Raw genomic sequence first — 18,167 nt, 5'->3', positions numbered from 1 at the left:
GTTGCCGACGTTGCTGCATCAGCTCTGCCGTCGGCGCCCCTTGGGCTTGCCGATGGAGGAGAGCGGTTCCGCCTTCGCGCGCCGCCGGCCGGGCGGCGCGGGCGGCGGGAGATCACCGGTCTCGCCGGCAGATCCAGCGGCTTCCGCCGGTGTCTCGCCCGATCGCGCGCTGCCGGCCGGGTCGGGCGCGAGGGCTCCGCCGGTCTCCTCCTCCTCGCCCGCGCTGCCCTCGCTGGCGATGATCTGCCGGGCCATCTCCCAGTGACGCTCCTCCTGGCCGGTCGGGCATCCTTCCTCCTGCCAGATCTGATAGGCGCGCCTGCGGATCCGTTCTTCTAGGCTGGCCATGGTTCAGGGCTCCCGCACGGTGCTGTCCGGAAGCTCCGAACCGGAGCGGCGTTTTTTTGTTCCGTGTTCGTCCGCCGCATCCGCTGCCGCGTGACAGCGCGAGCGGCAGCAGCGCGCCGACCGGACCGGCGGACCCGGACACCCTGCCGGAACGAAATGCCGGGCTGGGCGTTTCTTTCCAGCCGAAGAGGCGAAAAGCTGCACGGGAAAGGACCACGCTCGCGAATGACAGCGTACAGGCGGGGCCATGAAAGCCGACACGGCAGCGTGCAGCCGGAAACCGTATAAATATGAATATTATGATCGTATAGTCTGAATTATTATTTCTGTTTACTGATCGAGGCCATAAATCCGGGGCTGGCGGCGACAAGGAATAAAGTGACATGCTTCGCCGGACCCTGTTTCTGATCATCATGGCCAGCGCCCTCATCATGGGCGCAGGAACCTCCTTCGCGCAGCAGGAGCGCTTCGCGCTCGTCATCGGCCAGGCCGACTATCCGAGCGGCAGCTTGCCGACCACCCTCAACGACGCCGGCCTCGTGGCCCAGACCCTGCGGACGGCGGGGTTTGACGTATCGGGCGGAGCCGACCTTGGAGGCGACGATCTGCGCCATGCCGTACGCGAGTTCCTGGGCAAGGTCCAAGGCGCCGGCCGGGATGCGACTGTCGTCGTCTATCTGGCGGGCCAGGCGTTGCAGATCGAGGGGGAGAACTATTTCCTACCGATCGACGCCCGGCTGGACAACGACAGCGATGTTCCGCTGGAAGGCTTCAGGATTTCGGACATGCTCCGGTCGCTGGCCGGAACGCCGGTCGGCATCAACATCGTCATCCTTGACGCCGCGCGCGACTATCCGAAGCTGGGTGGGCAGCCGATCGCGCCGGGCCTCGCCATCATGGATGCCCCGCAGGGATTCGCCATCGCGTTCTCGGCGGCGCCGAACACGGTCGCGCCGGAAGAGCAGGGGCCCTATGGCCCATATGCCACGGCGCTCGCCGAGATGATGCAGCAGCCGGGACTGCCGCTCGAGGTGCTTTTCGACCGCGTGCGCCTGCGCGTGCACGAGGCGACCGCGGGCCGGCAGACCCCCTGGGACAGCCTCAATCTCGGCGGCGCCGACTTCTTCTTCTTCGAGCCCGAGCCTGGGTCCGCGCCCGTGGCCGGCCCGCCGCCGCGCCGCTCGATCGAGCAGCTGCCGGCTCCGGAAGCCTATGTCTATGCGATCGAGGAAGACACCATTCCGGTCTACCAGGAGTTCCTGCGCGTCTATCCGCAGGATCCGATGGCCCGGCGCGTGCGGGTCATCCTCGCCGAGCGGCGCGAAGCGCTGATCTGGCGCCGCACCCTCGTCATGGATTCGCCGGAAGCATACTGGACCTACCTGCGCCGCTATCCGCGCGGCCCGCATGCCGAGGACAGCCGCCGCCGCCTCTCGAGGCTGTCGGTCGCGCTCGAGCCGCCGCGCCAGTTCGACATCATCGAATACGACGACCTGCCGCCGCGGCTGCCGGACGAGTTCGAGGATTATGCCGAGATCTACGAGATCCGCGACCTGCCGCCGCCGCCACCGCCCCCCGTCGCCATCCTGCCGCCGCGGCCGGCCGAATTCGAGCGCCTGCCGCCGCCTCCGCCACCGCCGACAGCCGGCTTCCTGCCGATCCCCACCGACCTGCCCGTGCCGAGCGCAGCGCGGCGGCGGCCGGAAGGCGTTTTCCGTCCGGCGCTGGATCCGCAGAGGGTCATCGACGTTCAGGCGCCGCAAACCGCGCCCTCGCCGGCAGCGCCCGAAGGCGCGCGCCCGGGCACCGATCAGCCACCGCCCCCGACCGCGCCTGCCCCGCAGCGCACGGCGCCGCAGGGCGACCGGGCGCCGCAGCCGGCCGACGATGCCCGGCCCGGCTCACCCGCGCCCGCTCAGCCGGGCGAGGCGCCCCGCCAGCGCCGCGCACCGGGTGAACCGCCCGTGCCAGACCGGGACGCGGCGCCGCCCGCATCCGCCCCCGGCCGCCTGCGCGACCAGGAAAGGGCTCCTGCCGATCAGGTCCGGCCGCGGCGAGAGCGGACACCTCGACCGGCAGATCGCGAAGCCCCGCGGCAGCGCCGCGCCCCGGGCGAACTGCCCGTGCCCGGAGAAGGCGCGGCGCCATCGGCGCCAGCGCCGGCGCCCGGCCGGCTTCGCGACCGGCGGACAGCCCCGAGCGACGAGGTCCGGCCGCAGCGGAGAACCCGGCCCGCCGAGCGCGAAGCCCCGCGGCAGCGCCGCACACCGGGTGAGCCTTCGACGCCGAGGCGCGACGCCGCACCGCCGGAGCGTCCGCCCGCCGCGCGCCTTCCCGGCCGCCAGACGGCGCCGGACGAGGTCCGGCCGCGGCAACCGGCAAGGCAGGCGCCGGCCGACGCCAGGCCCCGGCGCGAGCCCAGGCCTCCGGCAGCCGCTCCCCCTCCTGCACGCATGCAGCAGCCGTCCGTCCGCGAGGCGCCGCCGCGAAGCGAAAGGCCGAGGCCGGCGCGGCCGGAACGCCCGTCCGGGTTCGAGGGGGGCGCCCCGGCAATGCCCGGAGCGCGGCCGGGCAGGGCGGAACAGCCCCGCGCGCCCGCCGCCATGCCGCGGCCCGAACGGCCCGCGCCGGAACAGCCCCGCATGCAGGCCCCCCGTCAGCAGCCGTCCGGTCCACCGGCGGAGCGCGGCCCGCGCGGGCCTGGCCGGCGCGGCTGCCCAGAAGGCGCAGACTGCCCGCAGCCATAGATGCGTGGTGAATGGACGACCGGTCCAGTGATCATCGCCTGCGGGCCACGATGTAGGGGCGCCGGTCCTTGCCTCTGCTGGCGTGGGTCTCCCGGGCAAGAATGTCGAACCCCGCGCCGTTGATCAGCCGTTCCAACGCGGATGTGTTGAACGAACTGACATGTGGCGCTTGTCCGACAGCGCGCATCGCGGGCAGCAGGAGCAGCCGGATCAGCGGATTCATGTCTCCGAGGCAAGGGGTCTTCGAGATGAACAGGCCCGCGGGCTTCAGCAGCGTGTGAATGCCCCGCAGGGTGCCCGGCACGTCACGCACCAGGTGCAGGTAGTTGAAACCCAGGACGACGTCGAACCGGCTTTCGTCGCGGACCAGCTCCTCGGCCGTCGCCGTGCGAAACGAGAGCGCCGGGACCGGCTCCGCCGCCAGCTTCTCTTCGGCGATCGCGATCATGCCGCGGGAAATGTCCGTCGCGAGATAGCTCTGGACGCCACCTGCAAGTCGCAGTGCCGTCGTCCCCGTGCCGCAACCCAGTTCCAGCACGTCATCGGCGGGCCGCAGACGGGCGCGCGTGCGGTCGAGGGTGCGCTCGTACCCATCCCGATCCGCGATGGCGGAGCGGGCATATCTGCGGGAAGACCTGTCCCAGAAGCGGGCGTCGCTGGCGGTGCTCATAATGCCGTTCTCCCTGGGCAGGAAAGCTTGCCCTGATATGCGGCGGGTTAGACATGGGCCGGCCCCGCTCCGCAACACCGGCAGTTTCTCCATCTGCACCGCGTCCGGCAACGGGGCAGATCCGCGCCACCTGAGCGGCACCTTGGCAACGCTGGCCTGCCCAGCAACCGACGATCTCCTCGGCAACCATCCCGCGACGCCACTCATCGGCAGGTCTTGCCGCCGTGCGTCCCGAGCCGGGAACTTTATGCGCCGCGATCGCGTCCTTGCCTTCCGATCGGCCGGTCGCCGCACCTGCGCAGCGGCGCGGAAAGGGGCCCGTGCCGGCAAGGAAGGAGAAGTCCCATGAGAGAGAGCATCATCAGGAGCCTCTTCATCGCCACGGCAATGGGATTGGCGCTGCCGGTCCCTGTATCCGCCCAGGACGACGCTTTGCCGGCCGGGTTCACCGCCGAACCGCTCATCAAGACGGGAGTGACCCGCGACGAGGAGCCGATCGTCTATCCGACGGGGAAGCCGGAGATCATCTCGGTCATCGGCACGCTGGACAAGGACGGGCGCACCGCCCTCCACGAGCATCCGGTGCCGGTCTACGTCTACGTGATGGATGGCGAGATCGAGCTGAAATCCGAAGGCGGCAACCCGCAGCGGTACAAGGCCGGCGAAGCCTTCATCGAGGCGCAGAACCGCAAGCACCAGGCTTTCAACGTCGCTGACGGTCCGAGCAAGATCCTCGTCGTCTTTGTCGGCGAGGAAGGCAAGCCGACCACCGTGACCGCAACCAAGTAACGCCAAGGCGGTGACGCAATGGACCTCCGGCACGGCTGGAGGTCCTGCCCGCGCAATCGGGCCGGCGCCGCCCCCGACAAGGCCAGGGTGTTCAGGGAAGCGGCACGTCTCCTGAAATCGGGCGGGCGGCTTGCTCTGTCGGACATCGTCGACGAAGAGCAGCTGCCCGAGAGCATCGTCTGCAATTCGACGCTCCGGGCGGCTTGCATCGGGGGCGCGGCGCAGCAGGACGGCTACCGCTCTCTCATCGAGACCGCCGGGCTGCGGGTCAAAGCCGTGGAAGACAACCCGGCCTACGCGTTCATTTTCGACAACGCGAAGGGGGCGAGCCGGAAATACGGCGTCAAGAGCGTTTCGCTCCTGGCGGTGAAGGCCTGATCGGGCCGCGAGACGAAACGGCCTCGCCGACCGGCGAGGCCCTCGTTGCGAGCCGCCGTGCAGGCTGGCAGAATGCGACATGGGCGAAGACCCTGATCGCGCATTCTTCCGTGCCGAAATCGAGAGGCTGATGGACAGCCTTTACGGCACGGCGTTGCGCCTGACGCGCAATCCCGCCGATGCCGAGGATCTGGTCGCCGAGACGGTCATGAAGGCGTGGGCGCATTTCGGCCAGCTCGCCGACCGCCGCTGCTTTCATAAATGGCTGCTTCGCATCCTGGCCAACACCTTCGTCTCGAGCCGGCGCCACATGCGGCCGGAGACCGAGGCACTCAACATCGACGACGAGGAGTCCTGCTTCTCGCTGTTCGAGAAGATGCATCAGCCCTTCCTGCTCTGGTGGAGCAATCCGGAACAGGAACTGATCCGCAAGATGCTCCGCAAGGACATCGAGGCGGCCATCGATGCCATCCCCACGGCATTCCGGACCGTGCTGATCCTGGTCGAGATCAACGGCCAGTCCTACGCGGAGGCGGCCGAGACGCTGGGCCTGCCGATCGGGACGGTGCGCTCGCGGCTCAGCCGGGCACGCTGCCTCCTGCAGCGGGCGCTGTGGGAACAGGCCCGGGATGCGGGATTGAACACCGCGAAATCGAAGGTTTCCGATGCCTGAGAGCAAGAACATACGCTGCGAAGAAGTCGTGGAACACCTTCTGACCTTTCTCGACGGAGAAGAGGTCGGAGAAGGGCGGCGAAGTCTCATTGAACAGCATCTGGAGGAATGCCGGAGTTGCTGCTCGCGAGCGGATTTCGAGCTTGCCCTGCGCCACCGCGTGCGCGAGGTGGCGGCGAAGCGACCGACAGCCATCCTGCGGAACAGGATCCGTCAGCTTATCGACCAGTTCTAGGGGAGCTCGGAGGAGGAACGCATGGTTGCGGTGCTGGGCTTCAACAGGGAGCAGATCCTGGGTGCAGTGCGCAACATGTACACGGACGTGGCGCTGCGGCCGGAAAGGGTCTTCCATTTCCCGACCGGACGGGCTGCCTGCCTCTTCGTCGGCTATCCCGAATCCTGGCTCGACGCCCTGCCGCCGACGGCGGTGGAGTCCTTCGCCGGCGTGGGCTTCCCGTTCCACGCCGACGTGATCCGTCGGGGAGATCGCATTCTCGACATCGGCTCGGGCTCGGGCACGGACGTGCTGAGCGCCGCCCGGCTCGCAGGCCCCGCGGGCAAGGTCTATGCCCTCGACATGACCCCTGCCATGCTCGACAAGCTGCGGGGCAACCTCGAGCGCACCGGGACTGAAAACGTCGTCGTCCTGGAGGGCAACGCCGAGGCGATTCCGCTTCCCGACGCCAGCATCGACGTGGTCACCAGCAACGGCGTGCTGAACCTGGTGCCGGACAAGCCGCGCGCCTTCGCCGAGATATTCCGCGTGCTGCGTCCGGGCGGCTCGGTCCAGATCGCCGACATCGTCGTGGCCAAGCCGGTCAGCGAGACCTCGCGCGCCAATCCGAAGCTCTGGGCCGAATGCGTCGTCGGCGCCTCGATCGAGGACGATTACCTCGACATGTTCCACGCCGCCGGCTTCGCGGACGCATGCGTCCTGCGCGGCTTCGACTACTTTGCCGCCAGCTCCAGCCCCGACACGCGCCGCGTCGCCGGTGCACTCGGCGCCAGGGCAGTCGAGATCCGGATGTCGAAGCCGGATCGTGCCATCCCGCGCCCGATCGGCCGGACCTGAGAAGGAACCGAGCAGGTTCGACCGCCGGAGCAGGGCGCTTCCCGGAATTTCGACGGGCCTCTTGCGCCGGCCCGGAGACGCGACGAGGGGGCCGGCATGGCCGATCCCCCTCGCTCGATGGTTCGTGAACGCGACGCCCTGCAGGCGTCAGGCGCCTTGCGCCAACGGCAGGACGTTGACGGCGCGCCCGGCTGCCGCGAGCGCATTGGCGACGGCCGGGCCGATCGGCGGCACCCCGGGCTCGCCGGCGCCCGTCGGCGGGGCGGTCGAGGGAACGATGTGCACCTCGACGCGCGGCATCTCGGAAAAGCGCAGCACCTCGTAGGTGTCGAAATTGCCCTGGTCGACCTCGCCCTCGGTCAGGGTGATCTGCGAATGCAGGACCGCCCCGAGGCCGAAGCCGATGCCGCCCTCCATCTGGGCGCGGATCTGGTCGGGGTTGATGGCAATGCCGCAGTCGACCGCGCAGACGACGCGCTCGACCCGGAAGCCGCCCTTGTCGTCTACCGCGATCTCCGCCACCTCCGCGACGACGGTCGAGAAGGATTCGTGCACCGCGACACCGCGGAAGCGGCCTTGAGTCAGGGGCTCGCTCCAGCCCGCCTTCTCGGCCGCGAGATCGAGGACGCGCAGGTGGCGGGGATGGTCCTTCAGCAGCGCGCGGCGATACTCGACCGGATCACGCTCCGCTGCCCTGGCCAGCGCGTCGATCATGGTCTCCATGGTATAGGCCGTATGCGTATGGCCGACCGAGCGCCACCACAGCACGGGTACGCCGTTCGACGTCGTCGTCAGCTCCGCCGTGAAGTTGGGAATGGCGTAGGGGGTACCCGACACGCCCTCGACGGAGGTCACATCGACGCCATCCTTGATCAAGGCGGCGAAAGGCGTGTTCGCCACGATGGACTGGCCGACGATGCGGTGCTGCCAGGCGAGCGGATTGCCGTCCGCGTCGATGGCCGCCCTGACCGCATGAAGGTACATCGGCCGGTAGCGGCCACCCGCCATGTCGTCCTCGCGCGTCCACAGCACCTTGACCGGGGCCCGCCAGCCGATCGCCTTGGCGCATTCGACGGCCTCGACGATGACGTCGGCATCGGGCGTCGCACGCCGGCCGAAGCCGCCGCCCGTCATCATGACGTGAAGGCGCACGTTCTCCGGCGATACGCCGGCGATCTCGGCGGCCATGGCCTGGTAGAGGTCCGGCATCTGGTGGCCGCCCCAGACCTCCAGCACGTCGCCATCCCGGCGGGCGACCGCATCGAGCGGCTCCAGCGCGGCATGGGCGAGATAGGGGAACTCGTAGGTCGCCTCGACCACCCTCGCGGCGCCGGCGAAAGCCGCCCCGGCATCGCCGCGGCGATCGGCGACGGCGGTCGGCGGTTCTGTGGCGAGGCGCTTGTACTCGGCCATCAGCTCGGCCGAGCCGCGGCCTTCCGCAGCCTCGAGGTTCCACTCCACGGTAAGGGCCTCGCGCCCCTTCATGGCGGCCCAGGTGTGCTCCGCGATGACGGCGACGCCGCGGGAGATCTGAACCACGTCGACGACGCCCTTGACGGCCTTCGCCGCCGTCGCGTCGAAGGAGCGGACCGTGCCACCGAAGCGGGGAGGGTGCGCCACCACGGCCGTCAGCATGCCGGGCAGCCTGACGTCGATGGTATAGGCCTGCCGGCCGGTCGACTTGTCGGCGCTGTCGACACGGCGGAACGTCTCGCTGCCGATCAGCGTCCAGTCCTTCGGGTCCTTGAGCGCCACCTCGCCGGGCACCGGCAAGCGGGCGGCGCTCTCTGCCAGTTCGCCGAAGGTGGCGCGACGCCCCGAGGCGTGGGAGATGACGCCGCCCTCGACCGTGATCTCGCCGGCCGGCACGCCCCATTGGTCTGCCGCGGCTGCGACGAGCATGGCACGCGCAGTGGCGCCGGCGCGCCGGTAGCGCTCGAAGGAGGATGTCATGGCCGTCGATCCGCCGGTGCCCTGCATGGCCCCGCCCCAGGCGAGATTGCCGTAGAGCTTCGGATTGCCGGCGGCGCCGTCGACGCGGATCTGGGCAGGGGCGGCGCCGAGTTCCTCGGCCACCAGGGTGGCGACGCCGGAATAGGCCCCCTGGCCCATTTCCAGATGCGCCGACAGCACGGTGACGGTGTTGTCCGGGGCGATGCGCAGATAGGCGGAAAAGGGGGCTTCGCCTGCAGCCGCCGCCGGCTGCGCAGCGGCCCGCACGGCCGGCAGACCGAGCGTGAGACCGGCGCCCGCGGCGCCGGACAGGACGAGGAAGCGGCGGCGGCTCAGCGCCGGAGAAGGAACGGGAGGAGCGAAGAAACGCATCGGGTCAGCCCTCCAGGGTGCGGGCAGCTTCGTGGATGCCGGCGCGGATGCGCTGGTAGGTGGCGCAACGGCACAGGTTGCCGTCCATGGCAGCGTCGATGTCCGCGTCGCTCGGCTTCGGCGTCTCCGTCAGCAGCGCCACGGCGGCCATGACCTGTCCCGACTGGCAATAGCCGCACTGAGGCACGTCGAGTGCCGTCCAGGCCGTGATCACCGCGTCGGCGACCTTGTTGCCGCCGAGGCCTTCGATGGTCACGACCTTCTGCCCCTCGACGGCACTCACCGGCGTCACGCAGGAGCGGATGGGCTGGCCGTCGACATGTACCGTACAGGCGCCGCACTGGGCTGCGCCGCAACCGAACTTCGTGCCCGTCAGCCCGATGACGTCGCGCAGCACCCACAGCAGCGGCATCTCGGGATCGGCATCGATCGTGAATTCGCGGTCATTCACTGTCAGTTTCATGCAACCGCTCCTTGCGGGCCGTTCAAGCGGAAAAGCCACCGGCGGGACGGCGGGAGCCCCGGAGAGGCGGGCAAATGTCCCTGGTGGTGCGGCAGGCGGCCGAGGTCGCGCCTGCCGGTGAGGTTTAGATTTAGAGCGAATACAAGCGACGATTAGATGCGGTTTCCCGATAAGGCTTATGAACCGGCTTCATGAATGAGAGCGGCAGCCCTGTAGAGGAGCAGGGCGCCTGACGGCCCGTGTCGCCGCAATTGCCCTTGGGAAGAGCGGGAGCGGCGCCTGCTATGCGCGATAGCGGAGCGCTTCCACCAGCAACGCGAAGGCTGCCGAGGGCTGCCGCCGCGAGGGATAATAGAGATGATAGCCGGCGAACGGCGGGCACCAGTCCTCCAGCACCCGCACGAGGCGCCCGTCCGCCAGATGGGCGGTGACCTGATCCTCCATGACGATGGCGAGCCCGAAGCCGGCGAGGGCGGCGCGCACGATCATGTTGCCATTGTTGAAGGTCAGCTGCCCGTCGACGCGGACGCGCAGCTCGCGGCCGTCCTTCTCCAGCTCCCAGGCATAGAGACCGCCGCCGGTCGAGAAGCGCATGTTGATGCAGCGGTGCTCGGCCAGCTCGTGCGGCATGCAGGGAACCGGATGCCTGGCGAAATAGGCGGGCGAGCCGACGACGGCCAGGCGCAGATCCGGGCCGATCCGCACCGCCACCATGTCCTTGGCAAGCGCCTCGCCGAGCCTGACCCCGGCGTCGAAGCGCTCGCTCACGATGTCGGTCAAGCGGGAATCGATGCTGAGTTCGACGTTAATGTCCGGATAATTGGGGAGGAGCCTTTCGAGGCCAGGCCACAGGATGGTCTCCGCCGCATGTTCGGAGGCCGTGATGCGGATGGTCCCCGCCGGCTTCTCCCGCAATTCGCCGAGCAGGGTGAGCTGGGTCGCGATGCTGTCGAGGGCCGGCCGCAACGTGCCGAGCAGCCGCTCGCCCGCCTCGGTCGGCGCGACATTTCGCGTGGTGCGGGTCAGCAGCCGCACGCCGAGGCGCGCCTCCAGCCGCCGGATCGTGTGGCTCAGCGATGACTGCGACGTGCCGAGCCTGGCCGCGGCCCGCGTGAAGCTGTGCTCCTCGGCCACGGCGAGAAAAACATTGAGGTCGACGAGATCCTCACGGCGCATTCATGAACTCCGAACATGACTGAGGGCAATTTCTGACAGTCGATCCGCATGATGTAGGTCATGAGAATGCGTCGGCGGCAGGCCACGGGCCGGCGCGACAGTCACCATCGTCGCAACACCCGTGCTGGCGTCATCTAGGAGCTGCGGCGCGCTTTGCCAGTGGCGGCGAGCCAGTTATGGGCCGCGGCGCGGTCGCCTGCGGAATCCGGCGGCGATTGTCCGCTCCGCCGGTGCGGGGATTCGGCCGGCAATTTCGCCGCTACGTTGCTGCCGTGACGATGGGATAGAGGGACGCGAGCAGCAGCAGTGCCATGGCGATATTGAAGACACGCCGAGAGGCAGGATTACTCAGAAATCCTCGCAATATGGTTCCGAATGCCGCCCAGGCGCTGACGCAGGGAGCATTGATCACCATGAACAGGGCCGCCACCGTCACGACGTTCAGCAGGAAACCGTCCTGAGGCGTATAGGTCGCAACGGCCCCGACGGCCATGATCCACGCCTTGGGATTGACCCACTGGAAAGCCGCTGCCTGCAGGAAGCTGAGCGGCCTGGCGTCCGAACCATCCGCGCTCGTCGCCGCTGAGCCGCCGATGCGCCAGGCGAGGTAGATGAGGTAAGCCGCGCCGCCGTAGCGAAGCGCATCGTGCAGGATCGGGAAGGCGAGGAACACGCTTCCCATCCCCAGCCCGACCGCCAGCACCATGGCCGTGAAGCCAATGCTGATGCCGAAGATCATCGGCACCGTCGGGCCAAACCCGTGGTTGGCTCCTGATGCGAGCAACATCGTGTTGTTGGGCCCGGGCGTGATGGAGGTCACAAAGGCATAGGCGGTGAAGGCGAGAAGAAGATCTGAAGTCACAAGGGGAGCCAAAGAGACTGACGGGTGCTCGGCGGCACTATAGAAACGTGACGCTTTCCGATAAATCGATAAAGCGTCACGTGACACTTTTCTGGACCCTCGATGCGCCTTGCCTCTCCCTGGACGCCCCGCCTGACCGAAACGAAGGGGCCGCCCTGCCAACGCCTGGTGGCCGCGCTCGCGGAAGATATTGCCTCAGGGGCCCTGCCCGGCGGCGCCCGCTTGCCGCCGCATCGCGATCTCGCCTATCGCCTCGGGATCGGCCTCGGCACCGTCACCAAAGCCTATGGCATTCTGGAACGGCGCGGTCTGGTGCATAGCGTCCGCGGGCGGGGAATGTTCGTCACCGGACTGCCGCCCAGGCCGGCGGGCATCATCGACCTGAGCATCAATACCCCGCCGCAGGTGCTGAGCGATCGCCTCCTGGCGGCGACGCTCACCAGGCTCGCCAGGCGCCTCGACGCCGGAACCTTCGGCGCCTATGCGTCCGCCGCCGGCAGCCACGCACACCGGGCCCGGATGACGCACTGGCTGGGCCTGCAACGGCTGGAGGTCACGCCGGATCGTGTCCTGCTCTGCAATGGTGCGCAGCACGCCCTGGCCGTCGCCTTCGCCGTGGCCTGCCCACGAGACGCCGCCATCCTGACCGAATCCATCACCTATCCGGGAGCGATCGCACTGGCGCGGCAGAATGGTCACGCCCTGACCGGCCTTGCGATGGACGATCAAGGCCTGTTGCCGGAGGCGCTGGAGCGGGCCGTGCGGTCCCGCGCCGCCGAAATGTCCGCACGCGTTCTTTACGTCACGCCGACCCTGCAGAACCCGACCGCCGCGACGATGGGGCTCGCCCGGCGGCAGGACATCGTTCGACTGTGCCGGGCTCATGACGTCCTCATCATCGAGGATGACGTCTATTCCATCTTCGCGCCGCCGGACCTGCCGCCGCTGGCGACGCTCGCTCCCGAACGCACGCTCTATGTGGGCGGCCTGTCGAAGACGCTGAGCCCCGGCCTGCGGATCGGGGTGCTGGCCGTCCCCGAGGCACTGGTCGGCAGCGCCTTGTCCGCCCTGCAAGCCACATCCTCCATGGCCTCGCCGGTAACCAGCATGATGATGGAAGAATGGCTGACGGACGGGACCGCGGGCTCGGTTGCGGCGTCGATTTGCCTGGAGGCGCGGAAGCGCTGCGATCTTGCCCGCACCTTGCTGCCCTCCGGCCGGGTGTCGGCTTCGGCGGCAGGATTTCATCTCTGGCTGCCCATGCCGGTGACCGAGGCCGAAAATGTGGCGCGACGGGCGGCGGAGAGGGGCGTGATCGTGCCGTCTCCAACCATGTTTCTCGTCGATCCGGACGCCACGCAGTCCGGTGTTCGGCTCAGCCTCGGAGGACCGCCGATCGGCGCGTTGGAGCGGGCGTTGCCCCTTGTCGGACAGCTTCTCGCCCCGGCGACGTGCAGGAGCAGTCCGGGTTCGCCAGACTTTGATCCGATCAGGGATCGGGGACACGCCCGTGCGCTCGCCGAAAATCGCATAAGCCTTCTTATGGAACCAGGCGGCAGCAGCAGTCGAATCACCTCATAGAGGCGTGCCGGTCCTGGTTTCCTGTCGATCTCCGCCAGTGGACCCGCTTTCCCGCGGAACAGTCTGTTGACCCGCCACGGCTGCCGCGATCCGCCGCTGCGGCCGGGCGATCGCGGTTCTCTCCATGCGCTCACTTCAGTGTTTCGCCGATAGCGCTAGCCCGAAGCACGCAGGTTCAGCATGCAAGGAAGGCTGATCGTCCGTCAGCCTGTTCCCCATCATCACGAACAACAGGAACACTCGTGCCGGGACCAACCACGTTCAACCCGATCCTGACCGCAACGAGAGCGGCCACCGATCGTCACAACGAGTGGATGGAGAAGCACCCGCGGCTGCAGCGCCGCAGCAAGGCGGCGCATTTGCCCACCCCTGGCGCGCCGCGCACGGGGGCCTTTCTGGCCCTGATGGCCCTGCTCGCGCATGCGCATGAAGCTGATGCAGCCATCGCTGCCTCCCTCCGCCGGCCGCACGCGCCGCAGCGACCTCAAGCAACAGGAACGGGAAACGGACGGCCGCCGGCCGCCGACGCCGTGGCGTCGAGCAGTGCTGCATCCGGCCATTCTGTGCAGCCCGGCTTCGCCAAGGCTCCTCCGGGCGCAGACCGCGCATCGTCTGACAGGCCGGTCGACATCTCGCACGCCGATCGGCCTTCCCAGCGTGTGCTGCGACAGACCCCGCCGGGCGCTCATCACCATCGGACGGGTGTCGTCAAGAAGGGGCACGACACCGGGACGATTGCGCTTGCCGAGACAGGCCATGCAAACGGAATGAAGCGCGCGGACAACGGGCTCCATGGCGACCTGCCGGTCCGGCACGGCGGCGTCCTCGCGGCACGCATCCTGGCGGCGAAGCGTCTGTTGGGGAAACAAGCCGCGGACCACGAGGACGAAGCCTTTCTCGAGCTCGCCAATATCGCGCATCGCAAGGCAGCCGAGCATCCCGACGATCAGGCTGCCCGGAACCTGTCGCTCGCCCTCCTCGCGGAAGAATGCGCCATCTGGAGCGAGCAAAATGGCGGCAGGCTCATCCACGTGCCGGCGGAGACGCGTATCGCCGCGTTCCAGGAAGCGTGGTCGTTCACCCTCGAAGCCTCTCCCCCACCCGTTTTCAAGACACGGGAACAGCTGGCCGAAGACTATGTCGCCGCCAACGAGGCCGAGCTCACGGCGCGATACAGGCAAGAGCTTCTCGGGCTCGTCGCGAAGTCCCTCGCCCCGCTCGTCAGAAATGCCGACAGCCCTCGGTCGGCACTCGACCCGAAGTTACCGTTCATCGAGGTCGACATTTCACGACCGAAACTCGTCGAACGATACAAGGAGGAGCCGGAAGTCGTCCGAGCCTACTATTCCCAATTCCATGCATACATCAAAGAGAACCTCGCGCGTTTCACCGCGGCGAAAGCCCTGTCTCTTGCCACCGATGCGGGGCTTGGCAGGCTGACGCTCGAGTACAGACCCGAAAAGGCGTGGATCATCTCGCGCGCCGACCGGGTCATCCGAAGACATCACCTCCTGCAGGTGCCAAATATCGTGCCCCGCGTGCACGCCTCGCATACGACCTCCCTCCTCCCCAAGGGCGCCAGCGCCGCCATCGTCGTGCGCATGCCGCGGGGCGAGTTTGGCCTCATAGGCCCCGACGGGTCCTTCAAACGTCTCGAGGGGCCGGTCGTGGGCGCCAACGGGCAGCTCCTGAAATCCGCCGTCCTGCGGGCCTTCGGCATCGGCTTCGGACGGGACAGGCACACCAGCGAGAGGTCGGGGAGATGCCTTCCGACCGATGGCGTGCCCTGCCACATGTCGGACTTCATCGTGAAAAGCGAGCGGGTCGACGCTTCCCGGGGCACCGCCTCGCTGAAGCAGATCATGGAGGGACAGGTCAGAAAGGCCGCCCTCGCGTCCTTCGACGCCTGGAAACAGCAGAACTACAGTCCTTCGGCCCTGGAATCCGCGCTGAGAGCGATCGTTCCATTCTACGAGGCCACTCATAAAGTCCGCAACGACCCCGGATATCGGCTCAATCTCGGAGACGTTGCCTGGGATCTGGCGACCCTCGGCGTCACGGTCGCAACGATCGGCGCCTCCGCCTTGAGCGTCAGCGCCATCCGGTCCGGCATCGCTGCGGCCAGGGCGATGCAGGGCGCCAGTGCCGTCGCCCGGGCCTCCGCGGTCATCCGCTCGGCCATGGAAGGCTTCAAGACCAGTTCGTTCCTGCTGATGGCCGGCCGCGAACTGACCGATTTCGTCGTTCCGGTGTTCTCGGCCCGGGACCTCGTCATGGCAACGGCGCGCGGTGGCAAGGCCCTCGCCTCCCGCAGCCTGGCCGCTGCCATGCGTCAGCTGGACGCCGTCGTGGCCAAGGCCAGCGACCCGGCGGGCCTGCTCGATCGGCTCTACGAGAGCCTCTACAAGGTGCATCATTTCAGCTGGGCGCATTCGCCGGCGGAAATCAAGGCGATCATCGACAAGGGAGCGGCCCGCCCCATCCCGGGCACCCTTTACCGGGGCCAGTCGGTCACGGGCGCGCAGGACTTTCTCAAGAGCCCGTGGACGATCGACAGCCCCGCCGCCAGGGACGACTATCTCGCCGCCATCATCCGGCATTCCTCCCGCACCGGCGGCAGCCGGGGCGAGGTGCTGTCGCTGAGCGCAGACGAAGCCGTCGCGAAGCGTTTCGCACGCGGAAGGCAGAACGGGCGTGTCCTTGCGATCGATACCACCGCGGCGCCGAGCCAGTTTCGGACGATAGAGCACATCATCAAACATGACGGACCGCGACTTGTCGCGGACGGGAAGATTACCGCCGCCACGCTGGCGGGCGCCATCAAGCATGCCGGGCGACAGGAGGAAAAGGAAATCTTCTTCATGCTCGGAAGCATTCCGGATCGAATGGTTAGGTTCATCTGATAGCCATCTGCACAAGATCATCGCACCGCCTTCGCCCCACCAAATCTCTTGCGCAGTTGACCAGCTGCCTTGCCGTATCATTGACGAACGGAGCCTCCGATGCCGCAACAGATGAGCTTCAATCCCCTCCTGAGCACAACGAGAGCGGCCATCGATCGTCACAATGAATGGATGGAGAAGCACCCACGGCCGCAGCGCCGCAGCAAGTCGGCGCCGCGGTCGTCGACCGGCGATCAGCGCACGGGCGTCGCGCTGATCGGGATGGTCGTGCTGGCGCAACTCAGCGAGACGAGCGCGGCCATCTCGGGCGGGGGGCGCGGGTTGGACGGGCGTGGCGGCCATGCCGGGGAGCCGGGCCCGCCCCGGCCGAGCGACGGCGCACCCGCCGGCAAGGCGCCCGGCGCCTCGCGTGGATTCAACGAAACCGCTCTGGCGCCCGGTGCCGCCGGCCTCTCGACAAGCAGAAATGCGGCTGCCATGTCCGCCGCAAGCACCTCTCCCATCGGCAGCCTGCGGGCGCGGGAGGCCCCGCCCCCACAGCGTCATCAGGCCCAGCGGGCGGGCGTGCCGTGACGCGTTCGCAGAGCCGCCCCGCCCGCACCGTTAGGGCCCCGCGGGCAGCCGCCGCCGAGCCGGTGCGCGCAGGCGTACAGTTCAAGTCCTTCGCGGAGATCAGAAACGAAATATTGTCCGCCATGCCGTTGGACCGAAGGGTGAAGTTCGAGCTTCCCTTCAACGGCAAAATAGCTGGAGGTCGCGCCCTCCTGCTCGAGAAGGCCGCGAAGAAGCTGTTTCACAAGCAGTTTGACGAATACATCAGGACAAAAGTGCCCGCCATATCGTCAGTTCTCGCCCAGCGCTACGCAGGTGCAGCCGGAATAACTGACGCACATATGAACCACATTCCAAATAGTATATGGCAAATAAACAAGATTTCGCAGTATCATTTCGGACCGCTCATGCTCCACCGGAACGTCGACCTGACGCGGCACATGAACATGCCCGCATATATCGTCGATGCGCCGAACGGCAAGTTCCTGTTCGTCTCGCCGGACGGGAAGCCGAGTATCGTGGGCGGGCAGCTCGCATGGAGACAGAGCAACAGGGCCCTGCTTCGGCTCCTTGCCGTCAAGCCGGGGGATTTTCACCTGGGCCGAAGCTATCTGCGGCGCGATGTGGAGGCGAGAGCCAACACGCAGAGACAGGCGATCAGGCAGCTCGTCGAGGAGAAGATCACGGGGGCTATCGTTCGCCACATCCGGGAGCTGGAGCAGAAGAGCGAGCCCAGCGAGTGGAAGGCGAAGCTCGAGGTGGTGGAGGAAATACTGGAAGGAGCCGCCCTGGCTGCGACCCTCCTGGCCGCCCCGGTCCTGATGCCGGAGGGCCTGGCGGCAGACGCGGTGATCGAAGCGGCGGAGGCGATGGAGGCCGAAGGAGCCCTGGCGGAGGGCGCGGGCGCTTCCGCCATCGCGTCGGAGGTGGACATGGCGGAGGCAGGCGCCCCCGAGATCATCGGAGGCGATGCCGCGCAGGTGCCAGAGGAGGCGGGAGAACTGACGGAAACGGAGACGCTGCTCCGCTGCCGCAGGGGCAATGGCTGCGCCAAGACGAGCGCGGTGGCGGCCCCCGATCCCGCACACATCCTGAACGGCGCTTATGCGGATGTCGCCGCGCGGCACGGCCTGACGACGGAGGCCGTTTCAAATATCATCGACAGCGAAGCCGCGGAGACCATCCCCAAATTCCTTTACAGGGGGCAGTCCGGCAGCACCATTCGCTGCTCGGCGACCGTCGCCAAGGGTGACCTCGACGACTATCTCGTCGCCCTCCTGAAACACACGTGAAACGCCGAGGGCGGCGAAGGGGCGTCGTTGTCCATGCACCGGTGGGTCGCCAACGAATTCGCGAACGCGCGGCCGGGAGGAAGAGTTCTCCGGATCGAGACCCGGTTTGACCGGGCCAATTTCCGCACCGCTGCAGACCTCATCAAGAACGAGGGGCCGCGTCTGGTCGCGGAGGGAAAGCTGGAGAAGGCGATACTGGCGGAAGCCATAGATCACCTGATCATATCGGCAAGAACCGGCATGCCCGAAAAGGAAGTGTTCTATGTCGGCGGCACCATCCCGGAGGAATGGGTTCACGCCGCAGGTGTTCCCGTCTGAGGCCCCCATCGCGCCCGG

17 protein-coding genes are annotated in these 18,167 nt (G+C 67.8%); 11 read left to right on the top strand and 6 right to left on the bottom strand.

Annotated elements, in window-relative coordinates:
• Positions 1-18: 18 nt before the first annotated feature.
• Complete coding sequence (locus AL346_RS25765) at positions 19-348, bottom strand: DUF2934 domain-containing protein (RefSeq protein WP_082312700.1); 330 nt, start codon at positions 346-348, stop codon at positions 19-21.
• A 383-nt stretch (positions 349-731) separates the two neighbouring features.
• Between AL346_RS25765 and AL346_RS23210 the strand changes: the two genes are divergently transcribed.
• Positions 732-3,095 (top strand): caspase family protein, encoded by a 2,364-nt coding sequence (locus tag AL346_RS23210; RefSeq protein ID WP_053194184.1) that lies wholly within the window; start codon positions 732-734, stop codon positions 3,093-3,095.
• A 31-nt stretch (positions 3,096-3,126) separates the two neighbouring features.
• Here AL346_RS23210 and AL346_RS23205 read toward each other — a convergent pair whose 3' ends face one another.
• Positions 3,127-3,765 carry a bifunctional 2-polyprenyl-6-hydroxyphenol methylase/3-demethylubiquinol 3-O-methyltransferase UbiG gene (locus AL346_RS23205; RefSeq protein WP_019402311.1) on the bottom strand — a complete coding sequence of 213 codons (639 nt, stop codon included), beginning with the start codon at positions 3,763-3,765 and terminating at the stop codon, positions 3,127-3,129.
• 345 nt (positions 3,766-4,110) lie between these two features.
• Between AL346_RS23205 and AL346_RS23200 the strand changes: the two genes are divergently transcribed.
• From AL346_RS23200 to AL346_RS23180, 5 genes are all read left to right on the top strand, one after another.
• On the top strand, positions 4,111-4,554 hold the full coding sequence (locus AL346_RS23200; RefSeq protein WP_019402312.1) for a cupin domain-containing protein: 444 nt from the start codon (positions 4,111-4,113) through the stop codon (positions 4,552-4,554).
• An 18-nt stretch (positions 4,555-4,572) separates the two neighbouring features.
• Positions 4,573-4,932, top strand: a complete 360-nt coding sequence (locus tag AL346_RS23195; protein WP_019402313.1) for a methyltransferase domain-containing protein — start codon at positions 4,573-4,575, stop codon at positions 4,930-4,932.
• A 79-nt stretch (positions 4,933-5,011) separates the two neighbouring features.
• Complete coding sequence (locus AL346_RS23190) at positions 5,012-5,605, top strand: RNA polymerase sigma factor (protein WP_019402314.1); 594 nt, start codon at positions 5,012-5,014, stop codon at positions 5,603-5,605.
• Entirely contained in the window at positions 5,598-5,840 is a 243-nt protein-coding gene (locus AL346_RS23185) for an anti-sigma factor (RefSeq protein ID WP_019402315.1), read from the top strand. The genes AL346_RS23190 and AL346_RS23185 overlap by 8 nt, the downstream gene beginning before the upstream one ends.
• 21 nt (positions 5,841-5,861) lie before the next feature.
• Positions 5,862-6,677 (top strand): methyltransferase domain-containing protein, encoded by an 816-nt coding sequence (locus AL346_RS23180; RefSeq protein ID WP_019402316.1) that lies wholly within the window; start codon positions 5,862-5,864, stop codon positions 6,675-6,677.
• A 147-nt stretch (positions 6,678-6,824) separates the two neighbouring features.
• Here the strand turns inward: AL346_RS23180 and AL346_RS23175 are convergent, their stop codons facing one another.
• The 4 genes from AL346_RS23175 to AL346_RS23160 form a co-directional block, all read right to left on the bottom strand.
• Entirely contained in the window at positions 6,825-9,002 is a 2,178-nt protein-coding gene (locus AL346_RS23175; RefSeq protein ID WP_019402317.1) for a xanthine dehydrogenase family protein molybdopterin-binding subunit, read from the bottom strand.
• Positions 9,003-9,006: 4 nt separating this feature from the next.
• A complete protein-coding gene (locus tag AL346_RS23170) occupies positions 9,007-9,465 on the bottom strand; it encodes a (2Fe-2S)-binding protein (protein WP_019402318.1) in 459 nt (152 codons plus the stop codon).
• A 282-nt stretch (positions 9,466-9,747) separates the two neighbouring features.
• Positions 9,748-10,641, bottom strand: a complete 894-nt coding sequence (locus AL346_RS23165; RefSeq protein WP_019402319.1) for a LysR family transcriptional regulator — start codon at positions 10,639-10,641, stop codon at positions 9,748-9,750.
• Positions 10,642-10,900: 259 nt separating this feature from the next.
• Positions 10,901-11,503, bottom strand: coding sequence for a LysE family translocator (locus AL346_RS23160; protein WP_026015158.1), 603 nt, complete (start codon positions 11,501-11,503; stop codon positions 10,901-10,903).
• 102 nt (positions 11,504-11,605) lie between these two features.
• Between AL346_RS23160 and AL346_RS23155 the strand changes: the two genes are divergently transcribed.
• From AL346_RS23155 to AL346_RS23135, 5 genes are all read left to right on the top strand, one after another.
• Positions 11,606-13,084 (top strand): PLP-dependent aminotransferase family protein, encoded by a 1,479-nt coding sequence (locus tag AL346_RS23155; protein ID WP_082312698.1) that lies wholly within the window; start codon positions 11,606-11,608, stop codon positions 13,082-13,084.
• A 242-nt stretch (positions 13,085-13,326) separates the two neighbouring features.
• The gene (locus AL346_RS23150) at positions 13,327-15,987 is read left to right on the top strand and encodes a hypothetical protein (RefSeq protein WP_156332928.1); all 2,661 of its coding nucleotides are present in this window, start codon (positions 13,327-13,329) and stop codon (positions 15,985-15,987) included.
• Between the two features lie 99 nt (positions 15,988-16,086).
• Entirely contained in the window at positions 16,087-16,560 is a 474-nt protein-coding gene (locus AL346_RS23145; protein WP_053194182.1) for a hypothetical protein, read from the top strand.
• A gap of 140 nt (positions 16,561-16,700) precedes the next feature.
• Complete coding sequence (locus AL346_RS23140) at positions 16,701-17,831, top strand: hypothetical protein (RefSeq protein WP_156332927.1); 1,131 nt, start codon at positions 16,701-16,703, stop codon at positions 17,829-17,831.
• A 33-nt stretch (positions 17,832-17,864) separates the two neighbouring features.
• Positions 17,865-18,149 carry a hypothetical protein gene (locus AL346_RS23135; protein ID WP_019402324.1) on the top strand — a complete coding sequence of 95 codons (285 nt, stop codon included), beginning with the start codon at positions 17,865-17,867 and terminating at the stop codon, positions 18,147-18,149.
• Positions 18,150-18,167: the final 18 nt, after the last annotated feature.

The organism is Chelatococcus sp. CO-6, from assembly GCF_001271345.1.
Classification (GTDB): Bacteria; Pseudomonadota; Alphaproteobacteria; order Rhizobiales; family Beijerinckiaceae; genus Chelatococcus_A; species Chelatococcus_A caeni.
Note: the sequence above shows the minus strand (reverse complement) of the source record. Positions and strands in the feature narration are given on the sequence as shown.